Source organism: Streptomyces sp. NPDC101776 (assembly GCF_044766845.1).
Taxonomy (GTDB): Bacteria; Actinomycetota; Actinomycetes; order Streptomycetales; family Streptomycetaceae; genus Streptomyces.
In genome coordinates, this window is the sequence record NZ_JBIWMV010000030.1 from 1 (window position 1) to 14,030 (window position 14,030).

11 protein-coding genes are annotated in these 14,030 nt (G+C 71.4%); 6 read left to right on the forward strand and 5 right to left on the reverse strand.

Going from position 1 to position 14,030, the window contains the following annotated elements; all coding sequences use genetic code 11:
• Positions 1-146: 146 nt before the first annotated feature.
• The 5 genes from ACIRRY_RS47500 to ACIRRY_RS47520 are packed head-to-tail and all read right to left on the reverse strand — an operon-like array spanning position 147 to position 5,796.
• On the reverse strand, positions 147-1,457 hold the full coding sequence (locus tag ACIRRY_RS47500; RefSeq protein WP_403985928.1) for a DUF58 domain-containing protein: 1,311 nt from the start codon (positions 1,455-1,457) through the stop codon (positions 147-149).
• The gene (locus ACIRRY_RS47505; protein ID WP_329250912.1) at positions 1,457-2,446 is read right to left on the reverse strand and encodes a MoxR family ATPase; all 990 of its coding nucleotides are present in this window, start codon (positions 2,444-2,446) and stop codon (positions 1,457-1,459) included. The genes ACIRRY_RS47500 and ACIRRY_RS47505 overlap by 1 nt, the downstream gene beginning before the upstream one ends.
• Positions 2,446-3,639: a DUF4350 domain-containing protein gene (locus tag ACIRRY_RS47510; protein ID WP_403985932.1), complete on the reverse strand. Its 1,194-nt coding sequence runs from the start codon at positions 3,637-3,639 to the stop codon at positions 2,446-2,448. The genes ACIRRY_RS47505 and ACIRRY_RS47510 overlap by 1 nt, the downstream gene beginning before the upstream one ends.
• Entirely contained in the window at positions 3,636-4,421 is a 786-nt protein-coding gene (locus ACIRRY_RS47515) for a DUF4129 domain-containing protein (RefSeq protein ID WP_403985935.1), read from the reverse strand. Before ACIRRY_RS47515 ends, ACIRRY_RS47510 begins: the two co-directional genes overlap by 4 nt.
• A 4-nt stretch (positions 4,422-4,425) precedes the next feature.
• The gene (locus tag ACIRRY_RS47520) at positions 4,426-5,796 is read right to left on the reverse strand and encodes a hypothetical protein (protein ID WP_403985938.1); all 1,371 of its coding nucleotides are present in this window, start codon (positions 5,794-5,796) and stop codon (positions 4,426-4,428) included.
• 140 nt (positions 5,797-5,936) lie between these two features.
• Between ACIRRY_RS47520 and mtnA the strand changes: the two genes are divergently transcribed.
• The 6 genes from mtnA (at position 5,937) to hpf (ending at position 14,001) form a co-directional block, all read left to right on the forward strand.
• Positions 5,937-7,076 (forward strand): S-methyl-5-thioribose-1-phosphate isomerase, encoded by a 1,140-nt coding sequence (mtnA, locus tag ACIRRY_RS47525; protein WP_403985941.1) that lies wholly within the window; start codon positions 5,937-5,939, stop codon positions 7,074-7,076.
• Positions 7,077-7,084: 8 nt separating this feature from the next.
• A complete protein-coding gene (gene mtrA, locus ACIRRY_RS47530; RefSeq protein ID WP_187284748.1) occupies positions 7,085-7,774 on the forward strand; it encodes a two-component system response regulator MtrA in 690 nt (229 codons plus the stop codon).
• Position 7,775: 1 nt separating this feature from the next.
• Complete coding sequence (gene mtrB, locus ACIRRY_RS47535) at positions 7,776-9,857, forward strand: MtrAB system histidine kinase MtrB (protein WP_403985944.1); 2,082 nt, start codon at positions 7,776-7,778, stop codon at positions 9,855-9,857.
• Positions 9,847-11,685: an LpqB family beta-propeller domain-containing protein gene (locus ACIRRY_RS47540; RefSeq protein ID WP_403985947.1), complete on the forward strand. Its 1,839-nt coding sequence runs from the start codon at positions 9,847-9,849 to the stop codon at positions 11,683-11,685. The genes mtrB and ACIRRY_RS47540 overlap by 11 nt, the downstream gene beginning before the upstream one ends.
• A gap of 209 nt (positions 11,686-11,894) precedes the next feature.
• Entirely contained in the window at positions 11,895-12,995 is a 1,101-nt protein-coding gene (locus ACIRRY_RS47545; protein ID WP_403985950.1) for a ComF family protein, read from the forward strand.
• A 313-nt stretch (positions 12,996-13,308) separates the two neighbouring features.
• A complete protein-coding gene (hpf, locus tag ACIRRY_RS47550; protein ID WP_403985953.1) occupies positions 13,309-14,001 on the forward strand; it encodes a ribosome hibernation-promoting factor, HPF/YfiA family in 693 nt (230 codons plus the stop codon).
• Positions 14,002-14,030 lie beyond the last annotated feature (29 nt).

Consider the following 14,030-nt stretch of genomic DNA (forward strand, 5'->3'; position numbering starts at 1 on the left):
TGGTACTGCAGGGGGGACCCTGTGGGAGAGTAGGACGCCGCCGAACAAATATTGCGAAAACCCCCGTACCGTTAAATCGGTACGGGGGTTTTCTGTGTTTAAGGGGTTCTGTAGCGGGCTCTGCTTTTCCAAGCATGCCCCTCGTATTACAGGCGTCCCGCACTCTTGAGAGCCAGATATGCGTCCGCGAGTTTCGGTGCGAGATCGTCCGGTGTCGCGTCGACGATGGTGACGCCGGCCCTGCGAAGTTTTTCAGCGGTGCGATCGCGCTCGGTTTGGGCGCGTGCCGCTGCCGCTGCCTCGTAGACCGCGTCCGTGCTTCCACGGGCCATGGCCATGCGGGCGATGTGGGGATCTGCCACGGATGCCACCAGGACCGTATGGCGCTGGGTGAGTTGCGCCAGTACGGGGAGCAGGCCCTCTTCGACCGGGGCCGTGTCGAGGCTTGTCAGGAGGACGATGAGGGAGCGGCGGGGGGCGGTGCGGATCGCGGTGGCTGCCAGGCCTCGGGCGTCTGTTTCGACGAGTTCCGGTTCGAGTGTCGCCATCGCGTTGACCAGGGATGGGAGTACGTCGCGTGCCGTGCGGCCCTGGACCAGGGCGCGGACTCGGCGGTCGTAGGCGAGGAGGTCCACGCGGTCGCCGGCGCGGGACGCGAGGGCTGCCAGGAGCAGGGCGGCGTCCATGGAGGCGTCGAGGCGGGGGGCGTCGCCGACGCGGCCGGCTGAGGTGCGGCCGGTGTCGAGGACCAGGAGGATGTGGCGGTCGCGTTCGGGGCGCCAGGTGCGTACCGCGACCGTCGTTTGGCGGGCGGTGGCGCGCCAGTCGATGGAGCGGGTGTCGTCGCCGGGAACGTATTCGCGCAGGCTGTCGAATTCTGTGCCTTCGCCTCGGGTCAGCACGCTGGTGCGGCCGTCGAGTTCGCGCAGGCGGGCGAGCTTCGACGGGAGGTGCTTGCGGCTGGTGAACGGGGGCAGGACGCGTACCGCCCAGGGGACCGAGTGGGTGCCCTGGCGGGTGAGGAGGCCCAGAGGGCCGTAGGAACGGATGGTCACTCGGTCTGCGTGGCGGTCGCCGCGGCGGGTGGGGCGTAGGCGGGTGGTGAGGCGGCGGCGTTCGCCGGGCGGGATCGTCAGGCGGTGGCGGGATGCGGCGAATTCTGTGCCGGGGAGCCAGCTGCTGGGGGGCCAGGCGTCGCGGATGCGGGCCCGTAGCGGGCGGCGGGACGGGTTGGTGATGGTGAGGATGACGTCGGCTGATTCGCCCAGGCGTACGGAAGTGTCGCCCGAGCGGGTGAGGCTCAGGCGGCGTACCGGGGCGGCCAGGGCGAAGTCGCAGGCGCAGGCCAGTGCGAGGGGGGCGTTGACGGCCAGGATGCCTGTCCAGCCGGGTTCCCAGATGCCTACGGGGAGGGAGCCCAGGGCTGCGAGGAGGGCGGCGCGGCCGGTGAGGGCCATCAGCGGGGGACCGGGACGTGGGCGAGGATCGCGTTGATGACGGAGTCCGCTGTCACGCCCTCCATCTCGGCCTCGGGGCGCAGGTGGACGCGGTGGCGGAGGGTGGGGAGTGCCAGGGCCTTCACGTCGTCGGGGATGACGTAGTCGCGGCCGGTGAGCCAGGCCCACGCGCGCGAGGTGGCCAGAAGGGCGGTGGCGCCGCGCGGGGACACGCCGAGGGTGAGGGACGGTGATTCGCGGGTGGCGCGGCAGATGTCGACTACGTAGGCGGTGATCTCGGGGGAGATCGTCGTCTTGGCGACGGCCGCGCGGGCTGCTTCGAGGTCGGCCGGGCCTGCCACGGGGCGTAGACCGGCGGCGTGCAGGTCGCGTGGGTTGAAGCCTTCGGCGTGGCGGGTGAGGACGTCGATCTCGTCCTGGCGGGAGGGGAGAGGGATCGTCAGTTTGAGGAGGAAGCGGTCGAGTTGGGCCTCGGGGAGGGGGTACGTGCCCTCGTACTCGACGGGGTTCTGGGTCGCGGCGACCAGGAACGGGTCGGGGAGCGGGCGCGGGGTGCCGTCGACCGTGACCTGGCGTTCCTCCATGGCCTCCAGGAGGGACGACTGGGTCTTCGGAGGAGTGCGGTTGATCTCGTCCGCGAGGAGCAGGTTGGTGAAGACCGGGCCGGGCTGGAAGCGGAACTCGGCGGAGCGGGTGTCGTAGACCAGGGAGCCGGTGACGTCGCTCGGCATCAGGTCCGGGGTGAACTGGATGCGCTTGGTGTCGAGTTCGAGTGCGGATGCGAGGGCGCGGACGAGCAACGTTTTGGCGACTCCAGGGACTCCTTCTAGTAGAACGTGTCCGCGGCAGAGGAGGGCGACGACGAGGCCGGTCACGGCGGGGTCCTGGCCGACCACGGCTTTGGCGATCTCGGCGCGCAGGGATTCGAGGGAGGCTCGGGCGGTGTCCGGATTCCCCGTGATCCCGGCGTTGTCAGTGGTCGGGTCCATCATGAACGGCGTACCTCTCTTTCGAGGGCGTCGAGTTGGTCGGCAAGTGCGATGAGGGCCGCGTCGTCGCTGGGCGGCGGGCCGAAGAGGAGGGCGTGCAGGGTCTGTCCGTCGCCGTGGAGGTGGGCGGAGAGCGCGGGGAGCAGGGCTTCGGGCGCGTGTGCCTGGGAGACGGGGACGCCTACGAGGGGGGCGAGGCGGGTGCGGGTGGTGGAGCGCAGGGCGGTGGCCGCGCGGTCGCGGGCGTTGGCCTTGCGGTAGAGGCGGGCGCGGCCTTCGACGGTTTCGGAGGCGCGGATCGCCACGGGGAGTTTTTCGGGCACCAGGGGGCCGAGTCGGCGTGCCCGCCACAGGGCGGCCACGGCTGCTGCGATGAACAGTTGCAGGGTGCCCCAGAGCCAGCCCGAGGGGAGCAGGTCGAAGAAGCTCTGGCTGCCGGAATCGGTGGCCGAGGTGTCCGACAGTGAGGGGAGGTACCAGACCAGATGCGGGCGGGAGCCGAGGAGTTGGAGGGCGAGCGAGGCGTTGCCCTGCTTGTCGAGACGTTTGTTGAAGAAGATGTCGGGCGCGCCGATGACCACGGTGTCGCCGCCCGCGGACGCGTCCGGGAGTCGCAGCAGGGTCGGTCGGCCGTCGCTGGGGTAGCACTCGTCGGCGTCGGTGGCGGTGGTCGTGTACCTGTAGTCGCCGGTTTGCGCGTCGCCCGCGCGCTGGGCGGCGGGCATCGAGCAGTCGGGGGAGAGCGACGAGTCGTAGCTGATTCCGGAGTCCGCGGTGACCCCGGGGGCGAGTCGGCCCAGGGAGGCCGCGCCGGGGGCGACGAGGACCGTACGGTTGCCGGAGTTCGTGAACGCCGTGTGCAGGCCGGACTGTTGACGCTTGGTCAGCAGGTCGGGGACGGCGACCAGGAGGGTGGTGTCCGGGCCGGCCGCGGCGCGGGCTTGGGCCAGGGTGGTGACCACGCGTGTGGACACGCCCCGGTCGCCGAGGAGTTCGGCGACGGCGCGACTGCCGTAGGGGGCGGCGGAGCGCGGGTCGAGAGCGCCGTGCCGGGCGTCGGAGCGGATCGCGGCGATCGCCACGGCGGCCGCCAGGAGGAGCACGAGCACGAGGACGATGCTCCGCGCGCGGGTCCACACCTGGCGGACGGTCGGCGAGGCCGAGGTGGTGGGAAGCGTCGCCTCCGCGGTCATTCGGCGGCCCCCTGGCTGGTGTGGTGGGCCGTGCTGTGGGCGCTGCTGGTGAGGACGGGCCTGGTGCGCTCCAGGTCCCGGTCCAGGTCGGCGATGCGCCGGTACGACTGCTCGCTCGCGCCGCGTCCGCCGTACGTCACGTCGTCGAAGTGTGCGGCCGCGGCGCGCAGTTCGGTCGTGTGCGAGGGCAGTGCGCGGCCGGCTTCGGCGACGGCTTCGTCGGCTGTGCGGCCGGGGCGGACGTCGAGCAGGGCCCGTTCCTCCAGGGAGCGGACGATGGCACGCATGCGTTCCTGCACGGCGGGGTTCCAGTGTCCCTGGGCGGTGTGTGCCTCGGCGGCCGCGCGGTGTTCGGCGGCGCTGCGGGGGCCGTCCTCGAACAGGGCGGCGGCGGAGACGGGTTGGCGCTGCGGGGTGCCGAGGCGCCACCACAGGGCGGCTCCCACCGCGAGGACGGCCACGATGACGACGACCAGGCCGAGTGGGCCGCCGGGTGCCGCCTCCGATGCCCTGCCGAACAGTTTGTCGACCCAGTCCGAGATGGTGTCCAGGGCCCGCTGCACCAGGCTGGGGTCGTTCTCGTGGTACATCTGCTTGGACAGTTCACGCCGGGCCGCCTCCCGCGCGGGGTCGCGCGGGATCGTCACCGGCGGCTCGTCGCCCGAGAGGGCCGATGACCGTACGACCGCGCCGTGGGCGCGCAGCAGTGCTCCAGCGGCCGATTCGACGGCGCGCGGCAGTGTTCCGGGTACCGCTGTGAGAACTCCCCCCGCCAGGCTCACCGCATCAACTCCCAGGTGTGGGGCCGGGGGCTGCGGTGCCCTGGTCCTGGATGCCGGCGGCGCGGGCCAGGTCGAGGTCGAGGGCCTCGCGGCGGATGCGCTGGTCGATGTACAGGAGCACGGTGACACCCGCCGTGATCGGGAACGCGATCATGCGGCCGATCACCGAGCCGATGCCGCTGATGATGAGGAACGTCCAGCCGAGGTCGCCGCTGCCGTCGACGAGGCCGCTGAGGCCGTCGCCGCTGAACAGACTGGCGATGAAGGCGAACGGGATGACGAGGATGGACGACAGGATGCTCGCGATGATCTGGGCGAGCAACTGGATGCCGAAGATCCGCCACCAGGAGCCGCGCACCAGCTTCGCGGAGCGGGTCATCGACTTCAGGATGCCCTGCTTCTCCAGCATCAGCGCGGGCGAGGCCAGGGAGAAGCGGATCGCCAGCCAGAGGGTGACGACGGAGCCGGCGAGGCCGCCGAGGACGGCGAGTGCGATGCCCGCGTCCTGCGACCCGGTGACGGCCAGGACGATGCCGGGCACGGTGGGGACGCCGATGAGGGCGACGGCCATGAGGATCAGCAGGCAGATCAGGCCGAACAGCTTGAGCACCTGCGGCCGGGCGTCGCGCCAGGCCTCTCCGGCGGTGACCGGCTTGCCGAGTACGGCACGGCTGGTGACGGCGGTGAGCAGGGCGGTGGCGACGACGGTGCCGATGAGGACGACCAGGTAGACGACGCCGGTGCTGAGGAAGGCCTCGCTCAGGCCGCGGGTCACTTCGGAGGCACTGGCGTTCGGGTCGTCGAGGGCGTTGGTGCTGGTGAGGTCGCTGAAAGCGAAGCCCTGGACGAGGACGACGATGGTCTGCATGACGACCGCGATGGTGAGCGAGACGCCCAGGACCGTGCGCCAGTAGGTGCGCATCGTGGAGACGGCGCCGTCGAGGATCTCGCCCACGCCGAGCGGACGGAGTGGGATGACACCGGGCTTGGCCGCGGGCGGGGGCCCGCCCCAGCCGCTGCCCCAGCCGGCGTTCCAGCCTCCGGGAGCGCCGTTGCCTCCGGGCCCGCCGTAGCCGCCGCCGTATCCCCCGGGGCCGGCCGGGCCGCCGGGGTGGCCGCCTCCCCAGCCCGGGCCCGGCGGTGGGGGCGGCGGTGCCTGGCCCTGGCCGGGGGCGCCGGTGGGCGCGGACCACTGGCCGGGTGGGGGCTGCTCCTTGGACCACTGCGGGCCGGAGCCCGACGGGTCCGTGCCGGGCTGGTCCGCGGGCTGCGCGGGACCGGGGACATCCGCCGGTCCGGTAGGACCGGACGCGCCGGGCGCGGGCCCGTCGGGCGGGGCGGATCCGGGCGAGGCCCAGCCCGGAGTGTCGTTCATCGTCGCTCCTTCACGGTGCCCGTCCGCGGGCGCGGCGGCAGGTTGGCAGCCATCGTGTCATGGGGTGGTCGAGCGGTGACCGGCCGCGGTATGGGCTGCACACCTTCAATTGTCCGCCGGATCCGGGGCAGACTGACCGCATGGCTGATCAGCACGCGCAATCCGGCGAGGACGGCCGGCCGACCGAGATACCCGCGATCCGTTGGGACGAGCCCCCCGAGGGCCCTGTGCTGGTCCTTCTCGACCAGACGAGACTGCCGGCCGAGGAGGTCGAGCTGGTGTGCACGGACGCGTCCGCGCTGGTGGACGCGATCCGCTCGCTGGCGGTGCGCGGGGCGCCGCTGCTCGGCATCGCGGGGGCGTACGGCGTCGCGCTCGCCGCCGCGCGGGGCTTCGACGTGGACGAGGCCGCGATCGCGCTGTCGGGCGCCCGGCCCACCGCGGTGAACCTCTCCGTGGGCGTGCGCAGGGCCCTGGCCGCGCACCGGGACGCGGTGGCCAAGGGAGGTGATTCCGCGCAGGCGGCCGGGGCCGCGTTGGCGGCGGCGCGGCGGTTGCACCGGGAGGACGCCGAGGCCAGCGCGCGGATGGCCGCGCACGGACTGGCCCTGCTGGACGAGCTGTTGCCCGGCGGCGGGCACCGGATTCTGACCCACTGCAACACCGGGGCACTGGTGTCGGGCGGTGAGGGCACGGCCTTCGCGGTGGCGCTCGCGGCGCACCGGGACGGGCGGCTGAGGCGGCTGTGGGTGGACGAAACGCGTCCGTTGCTGCAAGGTGCTCGCCTGACGGCGTATGAGGCGGCACGCAACGGAATGGCGTACACCTTGCTCACGGACAACGCGGCGGGCTCTTTGTTCGCGGCCGGGGAGGTGGACGCGGTACTGATCGGGGCGGACCGGATCGCCGCCGACGGTTCGGTGGCGAACAAGGTGGGGAGCTATCCGCTCGCCGTGCTCGCCCGGTACCACCATGTGCCGTTCATCGTGGTGGCGCCGGTGACGACGGTGGATCCGGATACGCCGGACGGGGCGTCCATCGAGGTGGAGCAGCGCCCCGGATTCGAAGTGACGGAGATCACGTCACCCCAAGTGACGGTGTCGGGAGCGGGAGGCGGGATTCCGGTGGCACCCCTGGGGACGCAGGCGTACAACCCGGCGTTCGATGTGACGCCTCCCGAGCTGGTGACGGCGATCGTCACCGAAGAAGGCGCTGTTTCGCCCGTGACGGCGGAGGCGCTGGCAGAGCTGTGTGACAGGTCACGACAGGTAACGATTTAGTTAATGGGATGATGTCGTTTATGAAGGGACGAGTCCTTGTCGTCGATGACGACACCGCACTGGCCGAGATGCTCGGCATTGTGTTGCGTGGTGAAGGTTTTGAGCCGTCTTTCGTAGCCGACGGCGACAAGGCGCTGGCCGCTTTCCGTGAGAGCAAGCCCGACCTGGTGCTCCTGGACCTGATGCTGCCCGGACGGGACGGTATCGAGGTGTGCCGCCTGATCAGGGCGGAGTCCGGGGTGCCGATCGTGATGCTCACGGCGAAGAGCGACACCGTCGATGTCGTGGTGGGCCTGGAGTCGGGCGCTGACGACTACATCGTGAAGCCGTTCAAGCCGAAGGAGCTGGTCGCCCGGATCCGGGCGCGGCTGCGGAGGTCGGAGGAGCCGGCGCCCGAGCAGCTCGCCATAGGCGATCTGGTCATCGATGTGGCCGGTCACTCCGTGAAGCGGGACGGGCAGTCGATCGCGCTGACGCCGCTGGAGTTCGACCTGCTGGTCGCGCTGGCCCGTAAACCGTGGCAGGTGTTCACGCGTGAGGTGCTCCTGGAGCAGGTCTGGGGCTACCGGCACGCGGCCGACACCCGGCTGGTCAACGTGCATGTCCAGCGGCTGCGCTCCAAGGTCGAGAAGGACCCGGAGCGGCCGGAGATCGTGGTGACCGTCCGCGGGGTCGGTTACAAGGCGGGACCGAGCTGACATGTCCAGGGACAGTGCCGCTTCGGCGCCCGGAGAGTCCGGGGCCCGCGCGGGGCGGCCTGTCGGCCGGACGGCGGCGGGCTCCCGGTGGGCACGCCTGGTGGAGGGCGGGCTGCTGCAGGGCGGAGTCCAGGGCAGCCCGGTCCTCCGGCTGTTCATGCGCTGGGTGCGCCGGCCGTTGCTGCCGGTCATGCGGCTGTGGCGGCGCAACATCCAGCTCAAGGTCGTCGTCACGACCCTGCTGATGTCGCTGGGCGTCGTCCTGCTGCTGGGCTTCGTCGTCATCGGCCAGGTGCGCAACGGTCTGCTGGACGCCAAGGTGAAGGCCTCGCAGAGCCAGGCCACGGGCGGCTTCGCCGTGGCCAAGCAGCGGGCCGACGAGGCGGCCACCGGGACCGCCGACGACGGTTCCGCGACCGGCGGCAGCTCCCCGCAGAACGTCATCTCATGGATGAGCGACCTTGTGTCGTCGCTGTCCAGCGGCGGTCAGGGAGCCTTCGACGTGGTGACGCTGCCCGCGGGCGCGGACAGCGGCGCCGGTCGCAGCCCGCGCGGTTCCGGGTACGTCGACCCGTCCGCCAGCGTCCCCGAAGCCCTGCGGGCCCGCGTCAACGACAACACGTCGGCGGCCCAGAGCTACACCCGGATCATCTACAGCAACGGCAAGGAGTCCCAGCCCGCGCTGGTCGTCGGCAAGCAGGTCAACGACCTGAACAACAACCCCTACCAGCTGTACTACCTCTTCCCGCTCACGCAGGAGGAGAAGTCGCTCAGCCTGGTCAAGGGGACGCTCGCGACGGCCGGGCTCTTCGTCGTCGTACTCCTCGGGGCCATCGCCTGGCTCGTCGTGCGGCAGGTCGTCACGCCGGTGCGGATGGCCGCCGGGATCGCCGAGCGGCTGTCCGCCGGGCGGCTCCAGGAGCGGATGAAGGTCACCGGCGAGGACGACATCGCGCGGCTCGGCGAGGCCTTCAACAAGATGGCGCAGAACCTCCAGCTGAAGATCCAGCAGTTGGAGGACCTCTCGCGGATGCAGCGGCGGTTCGTGTCCGACGTGTCGCACGAACTGCGGACGCCGCTGACGACCGTACGCATGGCGGCCGATGTCATCCATGACGCGCGCGTGGACTTCGATCCGATGACCGCGCGGTCGGCCGAACTGCTGGCCGACCAACTGGACCGGTTCGAGACGCTGCTCGCGGACCTGCTGGAGATCAGCCGCTTCGACGCGGGCGCGGCGGCCCTGGAGGCCGAGCCGATCGACCTCAGAGAGGTCGTACGGCGGGTGCTCAGCGGCGCCGAGCCGCTCGCCGAGCGTAAGGGCACGCAGATACGGGTCGTCGGCGACCAGCAGCCCGTGGTCGCCGAGGCCGATGCCCGGCGGGTGGAGCGGGTGCTGCGCAATCTCGTCGTCAACGCCGTGGAGCACGGCGACGGCAAGGACGTCATAGTCAAGCTCGCCACCGCGGGCGGGGCGGTCGCCATCGCGGTGCGCGACTACGGAGTGGGGCTCAAGCCCGGTGAGGCGACCCGGGTGTTCAGCCGCTTCTGGCGGGCGGACCCGGCACGCGCGCGTACCACCGGCGGTACGGGTCTGGGGCTGTCCATCGCCCTGGAGGACGCGCGGCTGCACGGCGGCTGGCTGCAGGCCTGGGGCGAGCCGGGCGGCGGTTCGCAGTTCCGGCTGACGCTGCCGCGGACCGCGGACGAACCGCTACGGGGCTCGCCGATACCCCTGGAGCCCAAGGATTCACGCCGTAATCGTGGACTTAATGACGCCGGTCTGCCGAGCGGGGGCGGGGACAAGCGCGCGACGGTCCCGGTGCAGCCGATGGGCGACCAGGCGCCGCCGACGGCCTCGCGGAACCCGATCGCCCCGAGGCCGGCCACCACTGCCACGGCGGACCCGACGGCGCTGCCCGGCAACGGCGCGCGCGTGGTGCCCCGGCCGACCGGCGGCGCCCGGCGGCAGGAGGACCGCTCGCCCGCGGATCCGGCTCGGAGCGAGGCCGCGGGCGGCACGGACCCGGCCGCCGTACCGGAGGACTCGAACAAGCAAGGGGAGGCATCGCGTGGGCGCTGACCGCGAGGGGGGCGCCCGGCGGAAGCCGGCACGCGCGGTGGCGTACGCCGCGTGCGGCGTCGTGGTGCTGGCGGGATGCGCCTCGATGCCCGACAGCGGGGATCTCCGGGGTGTCGAGTCGACGCCCCGGCAGGACACCCAGGTGCGGGTTTTCGCGATGCCGCCCCGGGAGGACGCGTCGCAGGGGGAGATCGTGCAGGGCTTCCTGGAGGCGCTGACCAGCGACGATCCGAACTACAAGACAGCGCGCCTGTACTTGACCGCCAAGGCCGCGCGGGACTGGCAGCCGGGGCTGTCCACCACGGTGCTCGCCGACGGTCCGAGCACCGCCGCCGTCCGTCCCCCGGCCGGCCGGGAGGACACCGGCACCTTCACGTACACAATGGCAGGCAACCGGGTGGCCACGGTGGACTCGCAGCAGGCCTACGCGCCGGCGGACGGGAAGTACAGCAGGGCCGTACATCTGACGAAGGACGCGAAGAGCGGCCAGTGGCGCATCGACGGGCTTCCGCAAGGCGTCGTCATGGGGGAGTCGGACTTCCAGCGCAACTACATGTCGGTCAACAAGTACTACTTCGCGTCGAACACGTCGGCCGCGACGAACTCGCAGACGATCGCCGTCGCCGACCCCGTGTTCGTACGGCGGCGGGTGGACCCCATGACGCAGATGGTGCGGTCGCTCCTCAACGGGCCCACCAGTTGGCTCGGGCCCGTGGTCAGGTCGAGCTTCCCCACCGGTACGACGCTGCGCAAGGGCGTCACCTCGCTGACGCCCGACGACCAGAACAGGCTGACGGTTCCGTTGAACCAGAAGGCCTCGCGGGTGGGGCTGGCCCGGTGCGACGAGATGGCCACGCAGATCCTCTACACGCTCCAGACCATCACGCCCACGGTGGACGAGGTCGAGCTGCAGGCCGCCAACGGCGCGCAGTTGTGCGTCTACAACGTCAACAGCGCGGAGTCCCTCGCGGCACACGGTGCCGTGAACCGCCCCGAGTACCTGTACTTCCTCGACGCCAAGCACCGCGTGGTGCGGATGCCCGGCGTCAGCCGCGGCACGCACGCCGATCCGGTGCCGGGCGCGCTGGGCGACGGCGACAAGCAACTGCGGTCGGTCGCGGTCTCGCGTGACGAGGAGTCCGGCGCCGGGGTCGGTCTCGACGGGAAGTCGCTCTACGTCGGGTCGCTGGTGTCCGGTGCCTCGCTGGGGGACCCCGTGCTCACCAGCCAGGGCAAGACGGAGGCCGACCGGCTGACGGCGCCCAGCTGGGACGCGCAGGGTGACCTCTGGGTGGCCGACCGGGACCCGAAGAAGCCCCGGCTGCTCATGCTGCAGAAGGGCGCGGGGCAGCCGATAGCGGTGGAGACGCTGGGGTTGGACGGCCGTATCGAGTCGGTGCGGGTGGCTGCCGACGGGGTCCGGATCGCGCTCGTCGTGGAGAAGAACGGCAAGCGGTCCCTGCTCATCGGGCGGATCCAGCGGAGCGGGACGACGGGGGAGCCGCCGGTGGTCTCGGTCCTCGAACTCCGTTCCGTCACACCGGACTTGGAGGAGATCACGGCCATGTCGTGGGCCGGGGACAGCCGGCTCGTGGTGGTGGGGCGCGAGCACGAAGGCGTGCTGCAGATGCGGTACGTCCAGGTCGACGGCTCCACGCCCGAGGGCCCGGCGCCCGCGGCCCTGACCGGGGTGAAGGAGATCGCCGCGTCCGAGGACGACAAGCTGCCGCTGGTGGCCTACTCGGAGGACGGGATCGTACGGTTGCCCAGCGGGGCGCAGTGGCAGAAGGTGGTCAAGACGGGGTCGGCGCCGGTTTATCCGGGGTGAGGCGCTGGTGACGCGCTGAGGCGATGGGTATGCGTGCGGAAAGCGGCCGTCTTCGGTCGGGCTGAGGCTCGGCGGAGGCGGCCGTTCGCGTGTTTCGGGGTGGCCATGTACCCGTGTGGGTGACGGCTGTTGACGGTTGCGCCGAGTTGTCCACAGGCTGTTGTCCACAGGGGTGGCCGGTCGGCGGGGGCGTTGGCACAGTGGTGGGCATGCGGGGGTGGTGGCGGGACCTCACGGATCTGGTGCTGCCGGCCGAGTGCGGAGGCTGCGGGAGGCCACGCACGGTGCTCTGCCCGGAGTGCCGTGCGGCCCTGGACGGGGCCGTGCCGAGCCGGGTACGACCGATGCCCGAGCCGGCCGGGCTGCCGGCGACGTACGCGGCGGCTCCTTACGCGGACGAGGTGCGCGCGATGCTCCTCGCCCACAAGGAGCGCGGCGCACTGGCCCTCGCGGGGCCGCTGGGCGCGGCTCTGGCGGACGCGGTGCGGGTGGGGCTTCGGGAGCGGTGGGAGTCGGTGGACGGGGCCGTGAGGGTGGACGGTGCTGCGAGGGAGGCGGGCAGGGGCTTGGTGTCGGGGTTCGAGGAGCTGGGGGAGGCGGATGAAGCGGGCGGCGGGCGCGGTAGGGGGCGTGGGAGTGACGCGGGCGTCGGGCGCGGTAAGGGGCACAGAAACGATCAGGGCGGCCGGGGTGGAGGTGTCGCAGGGGGAGCGGGACGTGGTGGGGGAGGTGCCGGGAGCGCCGTCTCGTCCCGGAGGGGCGCCGGAGGGCCGGTGCTGGTGGTTCCCGTGCCCTCCGCGCGGTGGGCCGTGCGGGCCCGAGGGCATGATCCGGCGCGGCGGATCGCGTTGGCGGCGGCGGGGGAGTTGCGGCGGACCGGGACACCGGCCCGGGTGGTCGCCGTGCTGCGGCAGCGGCGGTGGGTGGCCGATCAGTCGGGGCTCAACTCCCGGGAGCGGCTGGGCAATCTCGTCGGTGCGCTGGAGGTGGTCGAGGGCGGTGCACGGTTGCTCGCGGCCGGTCCGGTGGTGCTCGTCGACGACCTGATGACGACGGGGGCCTCCTTGAGGGAGGCGGCGCGTGCCGTGCGTGAGGCGATCGTGTGCGGCGGAGAAGTTGGCGCGACCGCCGCTGTGTACGCGCGTGTGTCCAGGGAAGGCAGAGAGGAACACAACGAGAGACCGTTGGAGAACGGGAGGAACATGGCACTCAGTGCACCGGGAATCGTGGAGATGAGCGGCCCCGATGGCCTGATCTGCGCAGCGGTGATCGCTGCGTCGCCGGATTCCTTCGAAATAAACCGGAACTGACCGCGAACTTGCGTCGTTGCAGGTAATCAGAGGGCCAATTCACCTGAACGGAGGTACGCCGCGGTAGAGGGTGACGACATCCGTCCGGGCGAGATATGTTCGGTTGTGAGAGAAAGGCGCAGGCCGCACCTCTCCTATCCGAATGCCGTGCTGCGGGTTTTCTGCAATCACCCGCGGCCATGGGGTGGAGATCTTGCCCATGGGGGAGGAGGAGGTGGAAGTCACCGAGTCCGAGGTTCCGGGGTGACCGGAGCCTGGTGCGAAAGGGAGACGCTCCGCAGCGAAGCGGAGCGATCCGGGAACGGAGTTCTGCGTGGACATCGTCGTCAAGGGCCGCAAGACCGAGGTGCCCGAGCGGTTCCGCAAGCACGTGGCCGAGAAGCTGAAGCTGGAGAAGATCCAGAAGCTCGACGGCAAGGTGATCAGCCTCGACGTGGAGGTGTCCAAGGAGCCGAACCCCCGACAGGCCGACCGTTGTGACCGAGTGGAGATCACGCTCCGCTCCCGCGGTCCGGTGATCCGGGCGGAGGCCTCGGCCAACGATCCGTACGCGGCACTCGACCTCGCGGCGGAGAAGCTGGATGCCCGGCTGCGCAAGCAGCACGACAAGCGCAACACGCGCCGCGGCGCCCGTCGGCTCACCGCCGCCGAGGTCCCCGACCACGTCCCGGGCGCGGCGACGCTCAACGGCAACGGCCACGCCGTCCCGGACGAGCAGTCGGACGGTGTGCCCACCAAGAAGATCGGCTCGCTGGAGGTCAAGGGCGAAGGTCCCCTGATCGTCCGCGAGAAGACCCACGTCGCCTCTCCGATGTCCCTCGACCAGGCGCTCTACGAGATGGAACTGGTCGGACACGACTTCTACCTGTTCGTCGACTCCGAGACCAAGGAACCGAGCGTCGTCTACCGACGGCACGCCTACGACTACGGCGTCATCCACCTCAGCACGGACCCGATGGTCACGCAGGCGCAACCGCCCGCGGCCGGCGGAACACTGGGCGGCTGACCCACCCGGCAGACAGCTGAGCCGGTGCC

Excerpts from the sequence above, each read along its gene's own strand:
- ACIRRY_RS47520 (WP_403985938.1), bottom strand. The coding sequence starts at position 5,796 with ATGAACGACACTCCGGGCTGGGCCTCGCCCGGATCCGCCCCGCCCGAC.
- ACIRRY_RS47545 (WP_403985950.1), top strand. The coding sequence starts at position 11,895 with ATGCGGGGGTGGTGGCGGGACCTCACGGATCTGGTGCTGCCGGCCGAG.
- ACIRRY_RS47505 (WP_329250912.1), bottom strand. The coding sequence starts at position 2,446 with ATGGACCCGACCACTGACAACGCCGGGATCACGGGGAATCCGGACACC.
- ACIRRY_RS47510 (WP_403985932.1), bottom strand. The coding sequence starts at position 3,639 with ATGACCGCGGAGGCGACGCTTCCCACCACCTCGGCCTCGCCGACCGTC.
- ACIRRY_RS47500 (WP_403985928.1), bottom strand. The coding sequence starts at position 1,457 with ATGGCCCTCACCGGCCGCGCCGCCCTCCTCGCAGCCCTGGGCTCCCTC.
- mtnA (WP_403985941.1), top strand. The coding sequence starts at position 5,937 with ATGGCTGATCAGCACGCGCAATCCGGCGAGGACGGCCGGCCGACCGAG.
- mtrB (WP_403985944.1), top strand. The coding sequence starts at position 7,776 with ATGTCCAGGGACAGTGCCGCTTCGGCGCCCGGAGAGTCCGGGGCCCGC.
- mtrA (WP_187284748.1), top strand. The coding sequence starts at position 7,085 with ATGATGTCGTTTATGAAGGGACGAGTCCTTGTCGTCGATGACGACACC.